This window comes from Rhodoferax sp. AJA081-3 (genome assembly GCF_017798165.1).
In the GTDB taxonomy this organism is placed as follows: Bacteria; Pseudomonadota; Gammaproteobacteria; order Burkholderiales; family Burkholderiaceae_C; genus Allorhodoferax.
In genome coordinates this window covers 4,923,647-4,946,101 of record NZ_CP059068.1, presented here as the reverse complement: position 1 = coordinate 4,946,101, position 22,455 = coordinate 4,923,647, and the positions used below count along the sequence as shown (strand labels likewise).

Genomic DNA, 22,455 nt, shown 5'->3' with positions numbered 1-22,455 from the left:
ACTCCTCAAAGGGCGGATGTTTACCCCCTGAGCGTAGACAAGTCCTGTGTCAACCGTGTGAAGAATGCGGGGCGCCGCCGGGTCGTAAAATCATTGATGACACCGGCCACGCGCCCCATCCCTCACCCCACCAGGAGCCTCCCCATGACCCGTGAAGTAGTAGTTGTCAGCGCCGTGCGCACCGCCATTGGCACCTTTGGCGGCAGCCTGAAAGACATCGCCCCCACCGAGCTGGCCGCCCAGGTGGTCCGTGAATCCCTGGCCCGCGCCAGCGTGGACGGCAAGGACGTGGGCCATGTGGTATTTGGCCACGTGGTCAACACCGAACCCAAGGACATGTACCTCAGCCGCGTGGCCGCCATCAACGGTGGCTGTGGCGAAGGCACGCCCGCCTACAACGTGAACCGCCTGTGCGGCTCGGGCCTGCAGGCCATCGTCAACGCCAGCCAGAGCATCCTGCTGGGCGACACCGACATCGCCATTGGCGGCGGCGCCGAGAACATGAGCCGCGCACCCTTTGCTTCGCTGAACATGCGCTGGGGCGCCCGCATGGGTGACACCAAGATGGTGGACATGATGATTGGCGCGCTGCACGACCCTTTCCACACCATCCACATGGGTGTGACGGCCGAAAACATTGCCGCCAAATGGGGTATCAGCCGCGAAGAGCAGGACGCCATTGCAGTAGAAAGCCACAACCGCGCCCAGCGCGCCACCGAGGCGGGCTACTTCAAGGACCAGATCATGCCCGTCATGCTGAAAAGCAAGAAGGGCGATGTGGCCTATGCAACCGATGAACACTTCCGCCCCAACTGCAGCCTGGCCGACATGGCCAAGCTCAAGCCCGCCTTCCTGAAGGAAAACGGCACGGTGACGGCCGGCAATGCATCCGGCATCAACGACGCTGCCGCCGCCGTGGTGCTGATGGAAGCCGGCGCTGCCAAGGCCCGTGGTGCCAAGCCGCTGGCCCGACTGGTCGCCTATGCCCACGCCGGTGTGGACCCCAAGTACATGGGCATTGGCCCGGTCCCTGCCACACAACTGGCGTTGAAGAAGGCGGGCTTGACGGTGAATGACCTGGACGTGATCGAAGCCAACGAAGCTTTTGCCGCACAAGCCTGTGCCGTGACACGTGACCTGGGCCTGGACCCTGCCAAGGTCAACCCCAATGGCTCCGGCATTTCACTGGGTCACCCCATTGGCGCCACCGGCGCGTTGATCACCGTCAAAGCTATTTACGAGCTGCAGCGCATACAGGGTCGTTATGCGCTGGTGACCATGTGTATTGGTGGTGGCCAGGGTATTGCGGCCATCTTCGAGCGCATCTGAGGTTGTAGCCCCCACGCTCCGCCGCGTTGCGGGTCGCTGACCCCCATGGGGGCTGTTTGGCAAAACCCCAAGTCCACACCTTGGGGCGACCCTACGGTGAAACACAGGCAATCGCTATTCTATTGATAGCGTAGTATTCAGTATTGACGGGGGCTAGAGGCTGATTTAGCCCCCAATGATCCGGTTGCGCCCCTGTTTCTTGGCCTTGTACAAGGCCTCGTCGGCCAGTTTGACCAGGGCCTGTCCGCTGATGCCGGGTGCCAGCTGCGCAATGCCACACGAAAAGGTGCAGGCAAAGGATGTGGCGTTCACCGGGTGGTGGAACTGTGAAAAATCGACCCGGATACGGTCCAGCAACTGGTTGGCCCGCTGTGCATCGGCCTGCGGCAGTATCACAATGAACTCTTCACCACCGTAACGACCGACCGCATCGGTCTTGCGCAAGCGCTGCTTGAGCAGCCAGGCCACACTGCGTATCACCTGGTCGCCCATGGGGTGGCCGTAGGTGTCGTTGACTTTCTTGAAGTGGTCTATGTCCAGCATGGCCACACACAGCGGCAGGCCGTCGGCCATTGCGGTCTTGACGGCTGCATCCACCCGCTGCTTGGAGCTGGTGTGGTTGAGCAGGCCGGTCAGGCTGTCCAGGTACATGGAACGGCGCAGGATGCGGTAGCGGTCGATCTTGCTCTTGACCACGGCATTCAACACCACGGGGTTGAACGGCTTGGTCAAAAAGTGGTCACCACCCAAGCGCAGCGCATCCACCTGCAGGGCAATGCTGGTGTCGGCCGACAAATACACCACCGGGGTGGACAAAAACTCTTCGTGCTGGCGGATGACACGGGTCACCTCGACCCCGGTGCAGCCCGGCATGTACATGTCCATCAGCACCAGATCGGGCTGGAACTTAGCCAGCGCGGTCAACACTTCCTGGGGTTTGGAAATGGCCATGGATTCCACACCCGACTCTTTGAGTGTGCGCTGGATCAGCGTACTGGCGGTTTTGGAGTCTTCCACTACCAGCACCTTGTACGGCGGCTCTTCCTCGCTGCCACACAGTTTGACGATGCGGGCCATGACGGCTGACTGCGCCGTGCCCACGGGGAAGCAGAAGTCACAGCCCACACGCAACGCGAGTTTGAGCCCTTCAAAATCCGATGGCAGGTTAAGGCCAATGATGTTGCTGGCTGAGAAGCGGCCGCGCAGGGCCTGGACCCGCACGATGAACGAAGTGGGCTGCAGGCCATTGGCATCGACCAGCACAATCGTCGGGTCCTGCGTGGCCTTCTGGTCGTAGACCGGGCCGCAGACTTCGACCTGGATGTTGAAGTAACCGGCCTGGGTCACCACCTCTTTCCAGGCGTCGGGCACTGCGGTGACCAGCCAGATTTTTTTGACCGGTAGCAGGTCGGTGACGACCTCGCTGTCCTGGTGCAAACGGCGCTCGGGGTTGGCGTCACCTTTGTCCTGCAGAAAGGCCACGATGCGCCCACTGAATTCGGTGATCTGGCCATCCAGGTCACCCAGGGGGGCCTCGGGTATGGGGTCGCTGTTCCAACGGTCAAACTGCGACAGCACCTGCTGCTCCAACGCACGCGCCGTCTGGTGCAGGCCCGGCAAGCCTTTGGCGTCCAGAAACTCGGTAAAGCTGGACACGGCCACGGCAAACTCGACAAAGCCGTCAATGCCCGGGTGGTCCTTGCAGGCTTGCCATTTGGATAAGAATTCGTCGCTCTTCTTCTTCAGCTCGGCGGGCGAACACGACATAGGTTTCCTCGTTTGACCGGTTAGTCCGGCTCTGCCCCTATTTTAGGTGGCCTATCGTCTTGGAATCCGTGGGCGCGCAAGGTTATGACCAGGGTATCGCGATGGCCGGCAGCGTCCAACGGCTGAATGGGTGTGGATTCATGGATCACGCGTGCATCGTCCAGCAACAGCAGAGACCAGGGCTCGGTCAGTGTGAAGCGCTGGCCGTTGGGACCGTCGGCTTCAAACACGCGGGTCTCGCCCCCCTTCACGCCCTGGCGCCCCACCAGAAACACAGCCACCACATCCACACCATCGCGGTGTGCACCTTCGGGTGTGGGGCGGCCAATGCCGTCGGTGGTGTCGATACGGAACTGGTGCGCCTCCACAAACCAGGTTTGTGAACCTCTGAGCTGTGAAGCAATGGTGGCTAAAGTGTGTAACAAAGTATTCCACGCCACATGCGCCGCCGTGTCTGCAGCCACTGGATCAAACCAGCGCTGCATGCCCCCGTGCAGGGCGTTGTAATCCAGCGGTTGCCAGTGGGCGCGGTGGGGCACTGCCTGGACCACCTCGCCGTCCACCTGGTAACTGGCATGGCGGCGGCGGCGGTAGCGGCCTCCGTCTTTCAGGTACTGGTCGGGTGGCAGATCTTCCCAACTGGGCAACAAGGCATTGAGGTCGGTCAGTGAGAGCCCGGCGAGCGCGGCGACGCTCTGCGCATCCAATACGGCATAACCCTGCTGGCGCAGGGCTGGAATCACGTCGTCGGGTGCCACGCAGGGTGGCGAAAAGCTACTGGTCGTCATGCCCCATAGCTTAACAAGCTCGCCCCCCTACAACGCCTTGCGTCCAATCAGCCCGCCGATGCGGCGCACCAGCCACTTGGGCGTGCTGCGCGAGGCAATCATGGCCACCTGGTTGATAGCCCCAGGCACACAGATCGCGTCACCGTTCATGGTTGCGGCAAAGGCCAGGTCGGCCACCTCCTGCACATCACCAATCAGGAATGACGGCAACTGGCCCAGCTTGTCATTGGCACCCGCTGCTTGCGTCAGCATATTGGTCGCCGTGATACCGGGGCACAGCGTGGTGACGGTGACACCGGTGTCGCGCAGCTCTTCGGCCAGGGATTCGGACAACGACAACACATAGGCCTTGCTGGCCGCATAACTGGCCAGCGTGGGCACGGGCTGGAAGGCTGCAACCGATGCCACGTTGAGCACCCGCCCCCTGCCCCGCTCCACCATGCCGGGCACAAAGGCGCTGAGCATGGCGGTCAGGCCGGAGATATTCAGGTCGATGATGGCCTGGTGGGCGGCAGCGTCGATAGCGGTGAATGCACCCTGCTCCAACACGCCCGCACAATTGACCAGCACGTCCACACTGCTGTGTTTGCGCGACAGTGAGGTCAACAGCTGTGCGGCCGCACCGGGCTTGGACAGATCGGCGGGCTGCACGCTCACCGCCACGCCATATTTGCTGGCCAGCCTTTCCGCCAGGGTCTTCAGTTTGCCCTCGCTGCGGGCCACCAGAATGACGTCGTGTTTGGCAGCCGCAAAACAGCCGGCCAGGGCCTCGCCGATACCAGACGATGCGCCGGTGACCAGCGCGGTGGGCCGTGACGAAGTAGAAGTGTTTTTCTTGGGCATGGTGTGTCCTTGGGTTTGGGAGCAAAGATCGTTATTTGGCCGGGTCGACCTGCAGTGTCATGCCCGCCGCGCGCAGGCGCTGCACCAGCACATCGCCCAGACCACTGGCCGGCGTCAGCAGGCCACCGTGTTTGCGCCCGCCGGGCAGTTCGTCCAGTTGCAAGGCCAGTGCCAGTGCCGATTCACACAGCATCTTGGTGGTGGCCCGGTTGCCGGGGTCGCCCTGGTCGGCAATCCGGCCGCGCACGGTTTTGCCACTGGCGCTGTGGCCCACCCAAAGGGCGCGGAACGAGCCGCCGTCCATGCTGGCCTCGGACGGGCCGGCACCCGGTGGGGGTGCAAACTTTTGCGCCAGCTTGCGAATGGGCGGCAGGCGCAGTGCGGCCTGCGATGTGTAGGAGCCCACACTCAGGCTGGTCGCAGCCCAGGCCGCCACCGGCCCCTTGCCCAGGCGCAAATATTCTTGGTAGGCATAACCCGGCGCATAGCCCAAGAGTGCGGCGCTACGGCGCACGACCCGGGTGTTGATCGTGGACATCATGAAAGGCGCCAGCCATGCGCCGAAATCGCTATCGCGGCGCGGGCCAATGGGGTCGGCATGGGCCGACGCGGTGGCATTGGCGGGGCGGGTGCCGCTGGGGTTCAGCAAGAACGGATCGGCCATGGCAGCCGACTGGCCCGATGCCAGCATATTGAACAGCGAGGCCAGCGTGCCGCCGTTGAAGCCCCCGCGGATGCTGAAGGCCACCTTGGTCTCCACACAGGGCTCGCCATGGCGCTCCAGCATGGCCGCGTTGGCCAGGTGCACGCTGATGTCGGACGGTATGGAGTCAAAGCCGCAAAACGGGATGATGCGTGCACCCTTGCGCTGGGCGGCCTCGTGGTGCTGGTCAATCATGTCCTTGACCCAGGGTGTCTCACCGGTGATGTCCACGTAGTGGGTACCATGGCGCACACAGGCCGCCACCAGCTCGCTGCCATACAGCGCAAAAGGCCCTGCGGTGCTGAGCACCACCCTGGCATTGCGTGCCAGCGTATCCATGGCGGCGGCATCGTGTGCCTCGGCCACCACAATGCCGGCCTGCTGTGCGCCGCTGGCCTGGCGCACGGCCTCCAGCTTGTCTTTTGACCGGCCGGCCAGCGCCCAAGTCAGGCCGGAGGATTGGACATCGGCGCTCTGCGCAAAGTAGTCCACCGTTTGGCGGCCCACAAACCCGCTGGCGCCATACAGCACCACGTCGTATTTTTTAGGGGAAGATTTGTTTGTTGCCATGGCACCGTCCTTTGGGCGAAGCATAGACCCAATCAAACCCCGGTGGCGCGCAGCAGCTGTCGCCTAGGCAACGCGTTTGGCGCACAAGCCGGGCTACCATCCGCCTCCTACGCGATCCGCTTGCCGGTCGCCCCCTGTTTTTGCCCCCTTCTGCGGAGATCAAAGCATGTCACTCGCCAACCTCACCAACCACCAAATCCGCCTGGCCGCCCGCCCCGTGGGCATGCCCAAGGCGACCGACTGGAGCCACACCACCGAGGCGGTAACCGAGCCAGCCGACGGCGGCATCGTTATCAAAACCCTGGCCCTGTCGCTGGACCCGGCCATGCGCGGCTGGATGAACGAAGGCAAGAGCTACATCCCTCCCGTGGGCATTGGTGAAGTCATGCGCGCCGGTGGCGTGGGCAAAGTGATTGCGTCCAAAAGCGACAAGTTCGCCGTGGGCGATTTGGTCAGCGCCACCCTGGGTGTGCAGGAATATGTGACGCTCACCGCCGATGAATTCAAGCGCAACGGCATCTTCAAGATCGACCAACGCGCCGGTACTGTGACCCAGTGGCTCAACGTGCTGGGCATGCCCGGCATGACAGGCTACTTCGGCCTGATGGATGTGGGCATGCCCAAGGCGGGTGAGACCGTGGTCGTCTCTGGCGCGGCAGGTGCCGTTGGCCAGACCGTGGGCCAGATCGCCAAGCTCAAGGGTTGCCGCGTGGTCGGCATTGCCGGTGGCGCCGCCAAGTGCGACTGGGTGGTGAAGGAGCTGGGCTTTGATGCCTGCATCGACTACAAGGCTGGCCCCGGCGCCGTGCGCGCGGGCCTGAAGGAACACTGCCCCAAGGGCGTGGACATCTACTTCGACAACGTGGGCGGCGAGATTCTGGACGATGTGCTGGCCAAGATCACCCGCGGCGCACGCATCATCATCTGCGGCGCCATCAGCCAATACAACAACACCACCGCCGTGCAGGGCCCCAAGAACTACCTGAGCCTGCTGGTGAACCGCGCCCGCATGGAAGGCATCGTGGTGTTCGACTACGCTGATCGTTACCACCTGGCCGTGGCCGAGATGGCGGGCTACATCCGCGAAGGCAAAATGAAAAGCAAGGAAGATGTTGTGGTGGGTCTTCAGACCTTCCCCGACACGCTGCTCAAGCTGTTTAATGGTGAGAACTTTGGCAAGCTGGTGCTGGAAGTGGCGAAGGACTGAGTTTTTGTTTGCACGTGGAGTACGCAAAGAGCGCTACATTTTTTGTAGCGCCTCAGTCATACTCTACGGGGGCTATAGGCCTAAATGACCATTAGGCTGCCAGCGCTGAGGCGCGGACCTGCTCCAGCACGCCAAACAGTTCGTCCACCTGGGCCGACGTGAACAACCCGTCCGGTCCGTGTGGCGCGAAATTCGTGAATGGAGGCTCGTAGAGCAGCGCCGCCTCCATCAGACCGCGCTGTGTCAGGTGGGTAACGATCAGCCCCACAAATTCCAATTGGTTGGCCGTCAGCGTTTTGCCGCTTACAAAGCCGTTCAGCGCCTGGGTAGCGGCATCACGGTCCAGCCCCACCAGTGAACGCACAAACAGGCCCAGGCCATGGGCTTCTTCACCCGCACGCTGCACATCGTCCGCAGTGCCGGTTCCACTCTCCACCAGTAAACGACCCAGCTCCGCAAGGTCGGCCGCTGTCAGAGGCTGGTTGCGACGTAGTTTGTGCAGCGTGATGTGGTTTTCATGGGCGCGCAGGTAGACGCGTGCCTTGAGTCTGAAGCGCTCGAAATCCCCGGCGCTACCGCCCAGCGGCAGTTCAATTTCGGTCGTTTCGCCAATGTGGTCTTCCAAATCGGTGTAGATCACCTTGCGCCGCATCTTCTCCAGCAACTTGATCAAACCGCGCAAATGTCGCCGGGCTTGCTCCAGCATGGGCACCGTCACATCCTCCCACCACTCCTCACCAGCCACGGCTTCGATCAGCACCATATGCTTCTTCACGTCTGGGATGCTGCCCAACTCGCTCAGTCCGTCGGCCAGGCTGCGCACCTGTTCGCGCAGGCGCGCATAGCCCAAATCGCTTCGCAAGCAGCCCAACTGCGTGCGCAACATCAACAAATCAAAGCGCTTGGCTTCTTCATCGTCATCCCGCACCGCACTGGGCAGACCCGATACATGGGTCGCCAGGTCTGACAACTGTTCGCCCGACACGGTGTGCCACGAGCTGGCTTGGCTCCAGGTTTCGACCCAACGGCGCTGGGGACGCACGACAAAGTTATCCAGCCGCATGCCCGCCACGACCGCGTGCAGTAAATGGGCCGTGTCCGCACGGATGCTTGCTTCGGTCAAACCGTAGTCGGGCACGGCTTCACCCGCAGACTGGCCGTCCGCGCGCAGCAGCTCGTCCAACAGGCCCAGCAATTCGAGCCGCGCCTTGAACGTCCTTTGGCTCAACGGCTCCGCCACGGCGCCCTTGCTGCCTTCCAGGTTTTGGCTGAAAAACTCCAGGTTCTGGCAGACATCAAAAATCAAAAACTCTTGTTTGTCCTGCTCCGGCCCAAACAGGTTTTTGCACAAGCGGGTGCCACGCCCCACCATCTGCCAGAACTTGGCCTTGGACCGCACGATCTTGAAGAACACCAGGTTCACGACCTCAGGCACATCAATGCCGGTGTCCAGCATGTCCACCGAAACGGCGATGTGCGGTGCCTTGTCTTTGACCGAAAAGTCGTCGATCAAGCTCTGTGCATACTCGGTCTGGTAGGTGACGAGGCGGGCAAACTGCCCTGCGTAGTGCGGATAGTTGTCGTTGAAGCGCTCGGCAATGAACTCTGCGTGCGCATTGTTCTTGGCAAAGACGATGGTTTTGCCAAGCCGATCACCGCCCGCAACCTTATGGCCGCGCGTCATCAGCAGCTCCAACACCTTGTCCACGGTGTCGGCATTGAACAGCCATTTGTTGACGGCCTCGGCGCCCACCTCATCCGGGGCGTGGCCTTCTTCTTCCCAATCCAGCGTATCCCATTGCTCACGCTCGGCTTCACTCAGTTCGGCGTAACGAATGCCTTCACGCTGAAACTTGAGCGGCACCGACACGGCGCGCGGTGGCACCAGGTAGCCCTCGGCAATGGCGTCCTCCAGACCATAAGCATCAGTAGGTACGCCGTCTTCCAGCCCAAACAGACCGTAAGTATTGCGGTCAATCTCATCCTTGGGCGTGGCCGTCAAACCCACCAGCAACGCATCAAAATAGGCAAAGATGGCTTTGTATTTTTGGTAGATGGAGCGGTGTGCCTCGTCCACGATGATCAAGTCAAAGTGCCCCACGCCAAAGCGGCGCTGCCCCTCGTCCGTCTCGTTGATCAACCCCATCATCGTGGGGTAGGTGCTGACGTAGACCCGGCCTTCGGTAGTCTTCTCGGTTACCAGGTTCACTGCCGCCGCATCGGGCAAATGCAGCTTGAAAGCATTGGCCGCCTGGTTGACCAGCGCCACACGGTCGGCCAGAAACAGCACCCGCTTGGCCCAATTGGCGCGTTGCAACAAATCCACCAACGCAATCACCGTGCGCGTCTTGCCTGCGCCGGTGGCCATGACCACCAGGGCTTTGCGCTGGCGGTCTTTCTCGAATGTTTCTCCAATGCGGCGAATGGCGCGCAACTGGTAGTGCCGCTCCACAATTTCGCCATTGACCGTGGTTGCAGCCAAGGGCTTGGTAGAGGTGCGGCGCTGTATCAGCAGTTGCAGTTCGTCTTTCTTATGAAAGCCCTGCACTGGCCGTGGCGGATACGTGGCGTCATCCCAAAACCAATGCTCGTAACCATTGGTGGTGTAGATCAAGGGCCGTTGGTCGAACTGCTGTTGCAGACAATCGGCATACAGCTTGGCCTGCTGCTGGCCCACGCGTGCATCGCGCCCGGTGCGCTTGGCCTCCACCACGGCCAGGGGCTTGCCATCGTCGCCCCACAGCACGTAGTCCACAAAGCCTTTGCCTTCGTTGTTCGGCATGCCCTGCACTTCAAACTCGCGGTCACGCGGCTGGTCCAGCTTCCAGCCTGCTTCCTTTAGCAGCAGGTCGATGTACAGATCGCGCGTTTCGGTTTCGTTGTAATCGTGCGTGTCGGGCGTCGTGATGTTGATGGATTTGGCGGCGGCCACTTCTGCACGCAACTGGGCCAGTTCGGCATCCAGTGCTGCCGTCTTCTGCTGCGCGGTGGCCAATGCCGCATCGCGCGTGGCCAGTTCGTCTGCCAGCTTTTGCAACGCGGCCTGGGTGGCCTGCGTACTTGCTTGCAGAGTGGCGGGGTCCGCCGCCGGGCGTGGCAACCAATCTGCCCGGAACTGCAAAGCCGGGTCTGGCCGCACCGCCACGTTGCGGCCATAGTTGCGCGCCAGCCAAAACCCCGCCTGAAACAGCTCGCGCAGCACTGCTATAGCGTCTTGCGCAGTGATGGGGCGTGCGCTGTGCACGGCGTTGTTGCCCTGCTTGCGGATCACATCCATCTTGGCGTGCAGGCCGGGACCAACCAAGGCCTTGAAACTGGGCTCAAACAGACAGGCCGACAGGTCGGGCTTATAGGGCAATTGCAGCTTGCCGCTGCGACCACCTTCGGCCTGGAACAACCACGCCACCGCCAACTCTAGTGTGCGCCGGGCGTAGAAGCAGGCAGTGCGCGGGTCTGCCAGTGCGGATTGTTCGGCCTTGACCGCCTCGGCAAACAAGGCGGGCCACTCGGCTTGCAGAAATGAGAAATTGGACGTCATTATTTTTGACCCCATAGGGTCAAAAATCGATGGTTTTCCAGTGAAAGCAGTAGAAATGACCTCATGGGGTCAATTTTTCTGACGCATGTCACAGTGGCTGCGCCTCAGCGATCACTTGAGAACGGAACTTTGCGGGCAAGCCCTTGGGCGTGAGCACATCCACCGCAACGCTGAGTAGCTGCCCCAGTTCAAATTGGATTTTGGCAATGTCCATCATGGTGGTGTCTGCAGTGGGCTCTACCAAGATGTCCAAATCGCTGCCCTCGACGTCATCACCATGCACCACGGAACCGAACACGCGCACATTGGTTACCCGGTGGCGCAAGGCAATGGCGAGGATTGCGTCGCGGTGAGTTTGCAGTGCTATGGACGGACGCATGGCGTTGTATGGAGTGTTCGGAACGAACTTTGTATCACAACTGACCGAGCGATTGCTGCCTCTGTCGATACCAGCGCTGAATGCGAATTTCACCCTTTACAACCCGATAGTCAAAACTGTGCCCCGTTTTGGGCACCGGGTAGCTGCGAACACCAGAGACAGGCGACGTCGTGCCCATTTCAGAGAATTCACCCAAGGTGTGGAGCGATTTTTCTACCCGCTTAAAAACCAGTTCTGCTGCCAAGGGGTCTTCACTGGCAATATGAGAAAGGCTGGTAAGGAACTGGCGGCGAGCCTGCGCCGACCAGACGATAGCCAACGTCATGCAGCGGCGCGGGAGCTACGTTTGGCCTGACGAACCAGCTTTTGTGCATCAGCCATCACATCCGCATGGGATGTGGTGGCACCGGCGGCAAACTCTTCATCGGCAGCGGCATTCTCCTGAATACTGCGCTCTACCGCATCAAAGCCATCGCGCAGTACAAAGCGCAATGTTGCGGCAGGACTGCGCCCTGCTGCTTGCGCCAAACGGGCAATGCGAGTCTGGGTAACCTTGGGCAATTGAATTTCTGCAGTCATACGGGTGCGTCCCTTGAGAATTCATAAAAAATTTCTTGCGCTTAGGGCATTTTCCACTGGTTGCCTTGGCATTGTCCACAGTAGCGCGAAGAAATCACACGCCTCCGCAGACACCCGCCGCTGCGGCGATGTCATATGCGTCGCCAGCCGCTGCATCGTCTTCATAAAGCGCCACCGCATGCGCTACCACGCGGTCTGGTGAAACTCCATCGTTGGGGGCAATGCGGACCACCTGCGGGCGGATGCCCAAGTCATCCAACAACTCGCGTAGGTAATGGGGCTCAGTTTTCGTCCCCTCGCAGACGATCAAGTAACGCTTGTTACGCGCACGTTCGCGCTTTTGTCGTTGCAGCTCCGCACCAGCACGCGCCTTGCGTTTATGAAACAGGTCCTCAGACCCCATAGAAGTCCAGGTCCTTCAAAAACGGAATCCCGCCGTAGCGCCCGTTTAGATAGCCGCGCTCAATGGCTTCGTTGTCCCGTGGACTGAAATCAGACAGTGGGTACAGGCGCGTTGCGCTCTTGTCGTCTTTCTCCATGAACCACACTTGGTCACGGCGCAGCAGCTTTTGGCTGAGCAGCGTGGTGTCGTGTGTCGTAAAAATGAGCTGAGCCTTGGTACCCTCGTGGTGCAGCCGCTTCACAAGGTGATGCACCAGCAAAGGGTGCAAGCTGGTATCCAATTCATCGACCACCAACACCCGTTCGTTTTCGATCACATCCAACCACGGGCCCGCAAATGCAAACAGCGCGCGGGTGCCATCTGACTCTTCTGACTCGTCAAACTCCACTGTTTCCGCAGTGTTGACGTCTTTGTGAAAGAAACGCGGCTCAAGAAATTTCTTGCCAGTCATGTCCTTCAAAAACTCTTCTCTGATAGCTGCCGGCATGCCCTTCGGCAAAGAGTCTGCCGAAAACACCGTTTCTTTCAGCTGAATATCCGCAATTGACAGGTCTGCCGAATTCATGAACGCAACTACCCGCTTGCGATCTTCGTCCTTACCACAGCGCTGCATGGTGTAGCCAGGGCTGAAGCCACGTACAGAGTCGAACACACGCAAACGCAACTTGAACCAATCAAAGGCGGGCTTTAGCTGTTCGTTATTCAGTTGGATCGCAGTTGAAAAGAACAAGGCATTCGGGCGGGTTTGTTCCTTCCAGAGTCCGTGACGCGTCTTCCCACCCAGAAATGAGGTGCTGAATTTGTAGGCGTCTTTGCCCGCTTCTGTATCGAAGACCCGGTGAAACCACTTTTGCGCGCGGCCTAGCGGATAGGCAATGAGCCACTCTTCAGTGAAGCGCTCGCGATTGCAGCAAAAACCGTATTCGTAGCGAACACCCTGCTCCACAAAGGTCACTTCAAACTCGCTGTCCGCAGCACGTGACGCTGCCGTCAGCTTGAATGGCACCACGTCAATGGCATCGCCCGCTTGGCTTTCCTTTTGGGAATTGAGCACCTGTCCTTCAACAAATTGCAGCGCCTGAATCAGCGTACTTTTGCCGGACGCGTTTGGGCCATATAACACTGTGGATCGCAACAAACGGGGTACACCATCGTCTTGGTCCGGGATAAAGGTGTTGAGCGACTCCAGCTCTTTGAAATAGCTGGACGCAGCCATATTGAGCGTCTGGCGCTCCAAGATGGACCGGTAATTGGTGACCGAAAATTCGATAAGCATGGCGCAATACTACACCTTCAAGCCATTTTTTGCATAGTTTACGCAAAAAACCATATCTATTTCAATCCACAACACTCTTGCAAGCGCAGGTTGCGGCAACCAGGCGACGCCTCGACACGTGGTGGAAAATTGAGTTAGCGCTCAATCGGCCACCAATAGTGACTCCAGCCAAACGGATGTACTTCAGTGGCCCGCCCGGCCTCGTGCAAATCGAGTGTCCATTGGCCGTTGAGCCCGCGCAGCGCGGCTAGGCAACCCATCAGGGCGTCAAAGCCATGGTCAGCTTCCTCGGCAAGCGCCTCGCCGGGCAGGTCAAGCCCCAATTCCTGCAACAGCCAGCGCCAACTATCGGCGCGCTGGCCGGGCTCGGCATGTTTGGCCCACGGGTGCAGCTCTTGGCGCAGGGCGTAGTAGCAAACCTTGGGGTGCGCCTCGGTGACGACGCCGCCTTGGTCTTGCCGCTGGCTTAGCCAATGCAACAGCAAGCCGCCACCAATGCTCATGGAGCCAAACAGTGAGTTGGGGCTGGCCACACTGTTCTTCACGGTAGGGTAGCGCTCGCGCAGCCACCGGTCGGCCTGCCGCCAGCCCGACCGACCGCCACTCCAGGCCGTGAGCGTGTCCACACCTGTGGCTACCAGCGCACCCGTGCCTATGCAGGCCTCTGCGCACGCGATGACTGCATGCACGTCAGGCAAGGCCTGGACCGCGACGGTGTGCGACGCCACCCAAAGCCCCTGTTGCTGCTGAACCTGTAGAACCGCCAACCCGTGCCGACCATTGCCGCCAGGGTCATAGCCCACAACGAAATGGCGGTCGGAAGGAGGCATGGGGACTACAACTCCCCCGCAAACGCACGCTGCTGCAGCGAGGCGAACAGGGCGTCTAGCTGGGCCAGGGCGGTGCGGTGGGTGACTTTGAGGGCTTCGATGGCTTGGATGCGGGTGGCGAAGGTTTGTTGGAGAGCGAGTGGGGGCACCAGCACTGGAATGCTGTTGCAAACCGACTTATTCATGTACGGCAAGGTCGTTGAAGATGCCTTTGCAAGCATGAAGGCTTTCTGGAACGACAACGAGTGCATCAAGAACAAATTGTTCAACTCAGCGCCACACTGAAATGAGTGCAATTGCTGATTGATCACCATCGGAACGCCCGCAAGGGAAACAACACCTAAATCGCCAACGCAACTGATGATCACGCTGTCTGCAGGAATGACCTTGGCACGAACTTCGTCGATCTCCGCTTGACTCAATCCCAAGGCGTCCGCCAGTGGCAACGTTGCGCCCATGTGGACCAAGTTGGCGGTCGTGATCCAAGGGATTCCTCCACTGAAAGACTTGGGCTTATCTCGCCCAGGCACGATGCAATCCGTTAGCGCACCAACCGGGGCCTCACGCCACCCCTTCGAATTGCTGCGAGGGTCGCCAAACATATCGAGAAAGAGGGACTGGGTGAGGGTGTCGAGGTGGGCCAGGGCTTGGCCGCGTTGGGTTCGGAGGGTTTCGGCCTGGCCCAGGATGTCGGCGATGCGGCGTTGCTCTTCCAACGAGGGCAGCGGAATCTCAAGATCAGCGACAACCTCCCGCGTAATGCCTTGGATCGTCGCTCCGCGCGCATGCTTGGTGAAATGGTCTTGTTTGGTACGCAAGAAGTGGACGAGATACTCAGCGCTCAACTTCTTTGCGTCTGGTGTCAGTGCTGTGATGTCTTGGCTAAAGCACAAGCTCATGCCTGCAATTGCAACTTTGCCAACGCTGGTACGCGTAACGAGCAACACTGTTCCGGCTGGGACTTGATTGGTCGCCGAAGACGCAATTGCCTCTTCGGTAATGAAGCTGCGAGCTTGAAGAGCAATTTGTCCAACCAAGTCCGCACCGGTAATCCACGGTATGTCGCCAGTGAAATAGCGCTCAATACCTTTGCTGGGTGTTCCGCCGTTCTGGAAACGGCAAACATCAGAGAGTCGAGCGCTGCTATTCAACGCCCTCACTTCAACATCCCCTCCAGCACCTTCATCCCCACCGCAATCTCATCCTCCAACTTGGCCAGTTCGGCCAAGATTTCCGATGGGGCGCGGTGCTGCACTTGCGCGTGCACCACTTCCTTGTAGCGGTTGATGCTCAGGTCGTAGCCGTTGGCGGCGATGTCGGCTTTGGGCACGCAGAAGCTTTGCTCGGTGCGGCTGCGTTGGCGCTCCGCGCCTTCGCGCTCTGCCCAGCGGGCCAGCACGTCGGGCAGGTTGTTCTTGGTGTGCTCTTCTTTTGATAGCTGCTCGCGCAAATTCGACGGGCGCTGGAGGCCTAAAAGATGCTCAGGCAAGAGTGGCTGGCGCTTATCGTCCAGGCTGTAGCCGTCGGCCTGCATGTCGTAGAACCAGACGTTGTCCGTGCCGCCGCTGTTGGTTTTGGTGAAGAACAGGATGGCAGTGCTCACACCCGCGTAGGGCTTGAAAACGCCGCCGGGAAGGCTGACGATGCCGTCCAGCTTTTGGTCTTCCACCAGCATGCGGCGCAGTTCTTTGTGGGCCTTGCTGCTGCCAAACAACACGCCATCCGGCACGATGACAGCGGCGCGGCCACCGGGTTTGAGCAGGCGCAGGAACAGGGCCAGAAACAGCAGCTCGGTCTTCTTGGTCTTGACGGTCTGCAGCAAGTCCTTGGCGACGTTCTCGTAGTCCAGGCTGCCGGCAAAGGGCGGATTGGCCAGCACCAGGCTGTAGCGGCCCTCTTCTGCACCGTGCTCCTGACCCAGCGAATCACGGTAGGTGATGGCGGGGTTGTCCACGCCGTGCAACATCATGTTCATGCTGCCAATGCGCAGCATGGTGTTGTCAAAGTCGTAGCCATGGAACATGGCTTGGTTGAAGTGTTTGTTGAGCTTGGCGTCGTGGAACAGGCTGGCGTGTTGCTCGCGCAGGTATTCGCCCGCCGCCACCAAGAAACCGCATGTGCCACTGGCTGGGTCGCAAATGGTGTCGGTGGGTGTGGGGGCGGTCATTTCAACCATCAGTTGGATGATGTGGCGCGGGGTGCGGAACTGGCCGTTTTGCCCGGCGCTGGCGATCTTGCCCAGCATGTATTCGTAGAGGTCGCCCTTGGTGTCGCGGTCTTCCATGGGCACGGCGTCCAGCAGGTCCACCACCTTGGCCAGCAGCGCGGGCGTGGGGATGGTGAAGCGGGCGTCCTTCATATGGTGGGCGTAGGTGGAGTCGTCGCTACCCAGGGTTCGCAGGAAGGGGAAGACATGGTCGCCAACGATGGCAAACATTTCGCTGGGCGATTCATTCTTGAAGCGGCTCCAACGGAGGGATTCAAACCCTCGACCACGTACGTCAACCCCTTCGGGGAAGATGCGGCGCTCCATGGGCTTCTTCAGCCGGTTGGCCTTGTTTTCTTCCAGGGTGTGCAGGTCATCCAGGCGGCGCAGAAAAAGCAGGTAGGTGATTTGCTCAATCACCTCAATGGGGTTGGCGATGCCGCCGGACCAGAAGGCGTTCCAGATCTGGTCGATTTTGCTTTTGAGGTCGCCGGTGAGCATGGGGAATGGGAGGAACAGGGGTGGTAAGGCAGGGCACGAGGATAGCCGATAGCCATTGACCCAAAGAAAACTATCAATTTAATAGCTACTCACCTATATTCCACAGGGGCTAGAGGCACTTTTGACCAACTACCCCCTGCCCCTGCGCCGAATCCGCGACAGCGCCACATTGGTGATCCCCAGGTAACTCGCCACATGGTGCAGGCGCAGGCGGTCTGCCATGTCGCCGTACAAATCCAAAAAGGCCTGGTAACGCTCAGCCGCATCGAGCAGCAGCAACTCGGACAAACGCTGGTTCTGCCGCGCGAAGATGCCATCCAAGGTGTCTTGCAGGGTGCCACGCACGGTGGGGTACTGGGCCATAAGGTCTTGCAGCAGCGTATAGGGCACTTCGGCCAACAGACTGTCTTCCAGCGCCTCGATGGCGTAGGGGCTGTCCGTGGCTACCGGCGGTGCACCGGCACCCAGCCAATGGCCCTCGGCGTGGAAGGATCGGTTGCGTTCGGTGCCCTGGGCGCTTTGGTAGTACATGCGCAACAAGCCCTGCTCCACACGCCACATGCTGCTGACCGGCTGGCCCAGTTGCAGAAGGTGTTCACCTTTGCGCAACGGGCGGCGCGGCAAGCGGTTCCAGGCTGTGGCCAGCCCGGGTGTGTGGGCAAACAGGCTGTCCAGATCGGGCGTGCAGGCCGAGCAACTGGCCAGTGCCGGACTTTCTGCACGGTTTGAACCTGGGTTAATGCGCGCCGTGGGCGTGTTCACAAAAATAGCCTCATTCGAAACCTCTACCTCTCTGGAATGAAAGGCATCATAGTGCGCCCCGTTATCCGCAAATCCCTGCTCATCGCCACCACCAGCCTGGTGCTGCTGGCCGCCCTGCTGTTGCTCAACACCGCGCGGCACGGCTCACGCCAACTGCAGGTCGCGCCGGTCGCGACCCCGGCACTGGACACGGCAGCCGCCGCCCAGCGCCTGGCCGGTGCGGTGCGTATACCCACCATCACCTACGAAACACCCGCACAGAACAGCGCGGCGGAATTTTTGCAGTTCCATGCCTACCTGGCGCAGCAGTTTCCTGCCACACACCGGGTGCTCCAGCGCGAAGTCGTCAACCAGCACAGCCTGCTCTACACCTGGCCGGGCAGTGACCCTACCGCCAAGGCGGTGCTGCTGATGGCGCACCAGGACGTGGTGCCGATTGCCCCCGGTACCGAAAAAAACTGGCAACACCCACCCTTTGGCGGCGTGGTGCAAGACGGCTTTATCTGGGGCCGCGGCGCCTGGGACGACAAAGGCAATCTGATGGCCATGCTGGAAGCGGTGGAGGCGATGGCCAGCCGGGGCGTGCAACCCCGGCAAACCGTCTACCTGGCCTTTGGCCACGACGAGGAGGCCGGTACGCGCAGTGGCGAAGACGGGGCCCGCGCCATCGCCGCGCTGCTGCGTGGGCGCGGCGTCAAGCTGGACTTTGTGCTGAACGAGGGGCTGCTGGTCACCCAGGGCATGATGCAGGGGCTGGACAGCCCGGTGGCGCTGGTGGGTATTGCCGAGAAGGGTTATATGACGCTGGAGCTGCATGCCCATGCGGCGCCGGGGCATTCGTCCATGCCACACGAACGCACGGCGATTGGCAGCCTGGCGGCCGCTATTACCCGGCTGGAGCAGCAACAAATGCCCGCCAAGATCCGCGATGCGGCGGCGCAGATGTTCGCCACCGTGGCGCCCGAGTTCAGCGGCATCAACCGCGTGTTGCTGAGCAACCTGTGGCTGTTTGAGCCCCTGGTGCGCTGGCAGCTGGAACGCAAACCCAGCGCCCACGCCATGCTGCGCACCACTACCGCACCCACTGTGGTGCACGCCGGCAACAAGGAACAGGTCTTGCCCGGCCAGGCCGATGCTTGGGTCAATTTCCGCCTGTTGCCGGGCGACACCCAACAGGCGGTGACCCGCCATGCCGAACACGCCATTGCCGACACTGCAATCAAGGTCTCGGGCAAGGGCTGGGAAGCCTCACCCGTCTCCCGCACCGACTCGGCCGCTTACCGCGCCCTCAACCGCAGCATCCGCGAGGTGTTTCCCACCGCGGTGGTCGCCCCCGGCCTGATGCTGGGCGCAACCGACTCGCGTTACATGGAGGATCTGACGGACAACATCTACCGCTTCTCGCCTGTGCGCGCGCAGAGCCAGGACCTGGCACGTTTCCACGGCACCGACGAGCGGGTGTCGGTGGCCAACTACGCGGAGATGATCCACTTCTACCAGCGCCTGCTTATCAATGTGGCAGACCTTGGGTATACAAAGTGAGTGCCTTGTGGTTACCCATTTGCTATGTTTAGCATAGCAATACTGTTATATTGAACGGGGGCTAGAGGCCGATTTGGCTTAAAGTTATTCCAGCAGGGCCGCATACACCAGGTTGCGGAACAAAGGCCGGTAATAGTCCCGCTGGTTGGGCGCCTGCAGCATCATCAGCGCAAAGAAGTCTTTGGCCGGGTCCACAAAAAAGGTAGTGCCTGCTATGCCGCCCCAGAAGTACAGGCCCTTGGAGCCGGCCTGTGCGGCCACGCCCTCCTCCAGTCGCACGGCAAATCCCAGGCCGAAGCCGTGGCCGGGCGGCAGCAACTCACCTGAACGTCCGGCCCGGTGCACACCAATGTTTCCCAAATGGTCGGCCGTCATATACCGCACGGTGGCGGTGCTGAGGATACGCTTGCCGTCCAGTTCCCCGCCGTTGAGCAGACATTGCAAAAACCGCGCGTAGTCGGCGGACGTGGATGCCAGGCCGGCGCCACCGGCCTCCATGGCGGCGTTCTGGCGCAGGTCGATCAGGCGCGGAGCGATGCCGCCGTCGGGGTCTATGGCAAAGGGTTCGGCGATGCGGTGGTACTTGTCCGGCGGCACCACAAAAGATGTGTCCACCATGCCCAGCGGGCCCAGGATGTTGTCGTGCAGAAAAGCGCCCAGCGTCTGGCCGCTGACCACCTCCACCAGCGCGCCCAGCAGGTCGGTAGCACGGCTGTATTCCCACACTGTGCCGGGTTCAAACATCAGCGGCAGCGCCGCCAGGGCTTTGGAAAATTCACGGTTGCTGCGTGTGCGTGATGCCAGTCGTGCCTGGGCGTATTGGCGTTGTATGGGCTCACTGCCCAGAATCTCATAGGTCAGCCCGGCCGTGTGGCGCAGCAAGTCTTGCACGGTGGGCTCCGTCTTGGGGCGCTTCTGCTGGGCCTGGCCGTTCACCACGGTGCTGACCTGGATGTCGGCAAACTCCGGCAGGTATTTGGCCACGGGGTCGCTCAACAACAATAGCCCGCGCTCCATCAACTGCATCGCCGCCACCGAGACGATGGGCTTGGTCATGGAGTAGATACGGAAGATGGAATCCAGCTCCATCGGCACGCCGTGGGCCGGGTCTTGCTGGCCCACGTTTTGGTGCAGCAGCACCTGGCCGTGTCGGGCGATCAGGGCCACCGCGCCGGGCAGGCGGGCCTTGGCCACCTCGGCCTGCAGGGTCTCGACCAGATGGCGCACACGTTGCGGGCAAAAACCCAGGTCTTTGGCCGATCCCAGCGGCAGTTGTTTATCCGTTGGTATCAAACACCGGCTCCTGGTTGACCATACCGCTGGCGGGCCAGTGCCGCCCCCTGGGCGAGCGCCTCCAGCTTCTTGACTGCCACCCCGCGGCTCATGGGCGCCAGGCCACAGTTGGTGCAAGGGAAGATACGGTTGCGCGGCAGGTGTTGCAGTGCCACACCAATGGTGTCGGCCACCTGCTCGGGCGTTTCAACCACGTCGCTGGCCACGTCGATGACGCCGACCATCACGTCCTTGTCTTTCAGCAGGGCCATCAGGTCGGGTGGCACATGGGAGTGGTAACACTCCAGGCTGACCTGTTGGATGCTGCTGGCCGCCAGCGCCGGAAAGATATCGGCGTATTGGCGCCACTCCTGGCCCAGGGTTTCCTTCCAGTCATTGTTGGCCTTGATACCGTAGCCGTAACAAATGTGGACGGCTGTTGTGCAGGTCAGGCCGCGCGCGGCAATCTCCAAAGCTTTGACGCCCCATTCGGCAGCGTCCTTCATATAAACATTAAAGGCCGGTTCGTCGAACTGAAGGATGTCTACCCCATCGGCCTGCAGGGCCAGGGCTTCCTGGTTGAGCAGCTCGGCAAAGGCGAAGGCCATCTTGCGTTTGTCGCCATAAAAACGGTCGGCCACGGTGTCCACAATGGTCAGCGGGCCGGGCATGGTGAACTTGAGTTTCTTCTTGGTATGGGCGCGGGCCAGTTGGGCCTCGAAGGCGTGGACCCGGCCCTTGAGGCGCAGCTCGGCAATCACCTGGGGCACCTGGGCGTCGTAGCGGTTGTTGCGTATGCCCATCGTGACCTTGTGCTCAAAGTCAATGCCCTCCACCTGCTCCAGAAAGCCGTGCACAAAGTGCTGGCGGCTTTGTTCGCCGTCACCCACGATGTCCAGGCCCGCGTCTTCCTGGGCCTTGATCCACAAGAGCGTGGCATCGGCCTTGGCCTGTTGCAGATCGGGGCCAGCCAGCTTCCACTGCGGCCAGAGTTTTTCGGTTTCGGACAACCACGAAGGTTTGGGCAGGCTGCCGGCGATGGCGGTTTCAAACATGGGAATCTCCTGAGGAAGAAGCTGGCCTGGTGGACACAGCCGCGGAAACGGGCTCGTACTGGTAGTCGGGCAATTTTGCGCCGCAATGCAAACAGTAGTTGGCCTGGGGCAAATGCCCTTCGGTCAGGCATTCGTGGCAGGTGCGGGTGGTCGTGGGCTCCGCGGCACGGCGGGCCGTCATTTCGGCGGTCACGATGCCGGTGGGTACGGCCAGTGTGCCCCAGCCCAAGAGCATCATGCAGGAGGCAATCAGGCGGCCCAGGTCGGTTTTGGGCGTGATGTCGCCAAAACCCACGGTGGTCATGGTGGTGATGGCCCAGTACACCGAGGTGGGGATGTTGGAGAAGCCGTTGGCGGGGCCCTCCACCACATACATCAGCGTGCCCATGACCAGCACAATCATCAGCACGGCCGACAGAAACACCAGTATCTTGCGGCGGCTGGCCCGCAGCGCAGCGCCCAGCGACTGGAACTCCACCACATAGGCCGTGAGCTTGAACACCCGGAACACCCGCAGCAGGCGCAACACGCGCACATCGATCAGCGCATGCACCTCGGGCACCAGCAGGGCGACATAGGTAGGCAGCAGGGCTGCCAGGTCGATCAGGCCATAAAAGCTCAGCGCATACCGCGTGGGGTGGCGCACACACAGCAGGCGGGCCACATACTCCAGCGTAAAGGCAATGGTGAACAGCCACTCCAGCACATTAAAGGCCAGTGCGTAACGGGACCCGAAGGTTTGCACACTGTCCAGCACCACCAACGCCACACTGGCCAGGATGACTGCAATCAGCCATTGGTCGAACAAACGCCCGGCCCGCGTATCGGCCTCAAAAATGATGGTGTAGAGCCGTAGGCGCCAACCGGTCAAAGGCCTGCCGAGCGAATCGTCCAATGAACCCAAA

General features: G+C 60.9%; 20 protein-coding genes. 3 read left to right on the top strand and 17 right to left on the bottom strand.

Going from position 1 to position 22,455, the window contains the following annotated elements; all coding sequences use genetic code 11:
• The first annotated feature begins 144 nt into the window (after positions 1-144).
• Positions 145-1,329 (top strand): beta-ketothiolase BktB, encoded by a 1,185-nt coding sequence (gene bktB / locus HZ993_RS23160; protein ID WP_209395044.1) that lies wholly within the window; start codon positions 145-147, stop codon positions 1,327-1,329.
• A gap of 165 nt (positions 1,330-1,494) precedes the next feature.
• Here the strand turns inward: bktB and HZ993_RS23155 are convergent, their stop codons facing one another.
• The 4 genes from HZ993_RS23155 to HZ993_RS23140 are packed head-to-tail and all read right to left on the bottom strand — an operon-like array spanning position 1,495 to position 6,000.
• Entirely contained in the window at positions 1,495-3,096 is a 1,602-nt protein-coding gene (locus HZ993_RS23155) for a diguanylate cyclase (RefSeq protein WP_209395043.1), read from the bottom strand.
• A gap of 20 nt (positions 3,097-3,116) precedes the next feature.
• On the bottom strand, positions 3,117-3,884 hold the full coding sequence (locus HZ993_RS23150) for a 2OG-Fe dioxygenase family protein (RefSeq protein WP_209395042.1): 768 nt from the start codon (positions 3,882-3,884) through the stop codon (positions 3,117-3,119).
• 27 nt (positions 3,885-3,911) lie between these two features.
• Entirely contained in the window at positions 3,912-4,727 is an 816-nt protein-coding gene (locus tag HZ993_RS23145) for an SDR family oxidoreductase (RefSeq protein WP_209395041.1), read from the bottom strand.
• 31 nt (positions 4,728-4,758) lie between these two features.
• Positions 4,759-6,000: a trans-acting enoyl reductase family protein gene (locus HZ993_RS23140; RefSeq protein ID WP_209395040.1), complete on the bottom strand. Its 1,242-nt coding sequence runs from the start codon at positions 5,998-6,000 to the stop codon at positions 4,759-4,761.
• Between the two features lie 166 nt (positions 6,001-6,166).
• Here HZ993_RS23140 and HZ993_RS23135 point away from each other — a divergent pair, with 166 nt between their 5' ends.
• Positions 6,167-7,207: an NADP-dependent oxidoreductase gene (locus HZ993_RS23135; protein ID WP_209395039.1), complete on the top strand. Its 1,041-nt coding sequence runs from the start codon at positions 6,167-6,169 to the stop codon at positions 7,205-7,207.
• A 91-nt stretch (positions 7,208-7,298) separates the two neighbouring features.
• On the opposite strand, the gene HZ993_RS23130 is transcribed toward HZ993_RS23135, so the two are convergent.
• The 10 genes from HZ993_RS23130 to HZ993_RS23085 all read right to left on the bottom strand — a co-directional run bounded on the left by HZ993_RS23130 (position 7,299) and on the right by HZ993_RS23085 (position 17,681).
• Positions 7,299-10,745 carry a DEAD/DEAH box helicase family protein gene (locus HZ993_RS23130; protein WP_209395038.1) on the bottom strand — a complete coding sequence of 1,149 codons (3,447 nt, stop codon included), beginning with the start codon at positions 10,743-10,745 and terminating at the stop codon, positions 7,299-7,301.
• A gap of 88 nt (positions 10,746-10,833) precedes the next feature.
• Positions 10,834-11,124, bottom strand: coding sequence for a nucleotidyltransferase family protein (locus HZ993_RS23125; protein ID WP_209395037.1), 291 nt, complete (start codon positions 11,122-11,124; stop codon positions 10,834-10,836).
• A 34-nt stretch (positions 11,125-11,158) separates the two neighbouring features.
• A complete protein-coding gene (locus tag HZ993_RS23120) occupies positions 11,159-11,449 on the bottom strand; it encodes a type II toxin-antitoxin system RelE/ParE family toxin (protein ID WP_209395036.1) in 291 nt (96 codons plus the stop codon).
• Positions 11,446-11,703: a hypothetical protein gene (locus tag HZ993_RS23115; protein ID WP_209395035.1), complete on the bottom strand. Its 258-nt coding sequence runs from the start codon at positions 11,701-11,703 to the stop codon at positions 11,446-11,448. Before HZ993_RS23115 ends, HZ993_RS23120 begins: the two co-directional genes overlap by 4 nt.
• Before the next feature lie 94 nt (positions 11,704-11,797).
• Positions 11,798-12,106, bottom strand: a complete 309-nt coding sequence (locus HZ993_RS23110; RefSeq protein ID WP_209395034.1) for a hypothetical protein — start codon at positions 12,104-12,106, stop codon at positions 11,798-11,800.
• Positions 12,096-13,382: an ATP/GTP-binding protein gene (locus tag HZ993_RS23105; RefSeq protein ID WP_209395033.1), complete on the bottom strand. Its 1,287-nt coding sequence runs from the start codon at positions 13,380-13,382 to the stop codon at positions 12,096-12,098. The genes HZ993_RS23110 and HZ993_RS23105 overlap by 11 nt, the downstream gene beginning before the upstream one ends.
• Positions 13,383-13,516: 134 nt before the next feature.
• Positions 13,517-14,212: a DUF429 domain-containing protein gene (locus HZ993_RS23100; protein WP_209395032.1), complete on the bottom strand. Its 696-nt coding sequence runs from the start codon at positions 14,210-14,212 to the stop codon at positions 13,517-13,519.
• A gap of 5 nt (positions 14,213-14,217) precedes the next feature.
• Positions 14,218-15,363, bottom strand: coding sequence for a restriction endonuclease subunit S (locus tag HZ993_RS23095; protein WP_209395031.1), 1,146 nt, complete (start codon positions 15,361-15,363; stop codon positions 14,218-14,220).
• A 5-nt stretch (positions 15,364-15,368) separates the two neighbouring features.
• Positions 15,369-16,919 carry a class I SAM-dependent DNA methyltransferase gene (locus HZ993_RS23090; protein ID WP_209395030.1) on the bottom strand — a complete coding sequence of 517 codons (1,551 nt, stop codon included), beginning with the start codon at positions 16,917-16,919 and terminating at the stop codon, positions 15,369-15,371.
• 129 nt (positions 16,920-17,048) lie between these two features.
• The gene (locus tag HZ993_RS23085; protein WP_209395029.1) at positions 17,049-17,681 is read right to left on the bottom strand and encodes a Crp/Fnr family transcriptional regulator; all 633 of its coding nucleotides are present in this window, start codon (positions 17,679-17,681) and stop codon (positions 17,049-17,051) included.
• Positions 17,682-17,717: 36 nt separating this feature from the next.
• Between HZ993_RS23085 and HZ993_RS23080 the strand changes: the two genes are divergently transcribed.
• Positions 17,718-19,223, top strand: a complete 1,506-nt coding sequence (locus tag HZ993_RS23080; RefSeq protein ID WP_209395028.1) for a M20 family peptidase — start codon at positions 17,718-17,720, stop codon at positions 19,221-19,223.
• 84 nt (positions 19,224-19,307) lie between these two features.
• Here HZ993_RS23080 and HZ993_RS23075 read toward each other — a convergent pair whose 3' ends face one another.
• The 3 genes from HZ993_RS23075 to HZ993_RS23065 are packed head-to-tail and all read right to left on the bottom strand — an operon-like array spanning position 19,308 to position 22,454.
• Positions 19,308-20,516, bottom strand: a complete 1,209-nt coding sequence (locus tag HZ993_RS23075; RefSeq protein WP_245213743.1) for a serine hydrolase — start codon at positions 20,514-20,516, stop codon at positions 19,308-19,310.
• On the bottom strand, positions 20,513-21,550 hold the full coding sequence (locus HZ993_RS23070) for a methionine synthase (RefSeq protein ID WP_209395027.1): 1,038 nt from the start codon (positions 21,548-21,550) through the stop codon (positions 20,513-20,515). Before HZ993_RS23070 ends, HZ993_RS23075 begins: the two co-directional genes overlap by 4 nt.
• Positions 21,543-22,454, bottom strand: coding sequence for an ion transporter (locus HZ993_RS23065; protein ID WP_245213742.1), 912 nt, complete (start codon positions 22,452-22,454; stop codon positions 21,543-21,545). The genes HZ993_RS23070 and HZ993_RS23065 overlap by 8 nt, the downstream gene beginning before the upstream one ends.
• Between the last annotated feature and the right edge of the window lies 1 nt (position 22,455).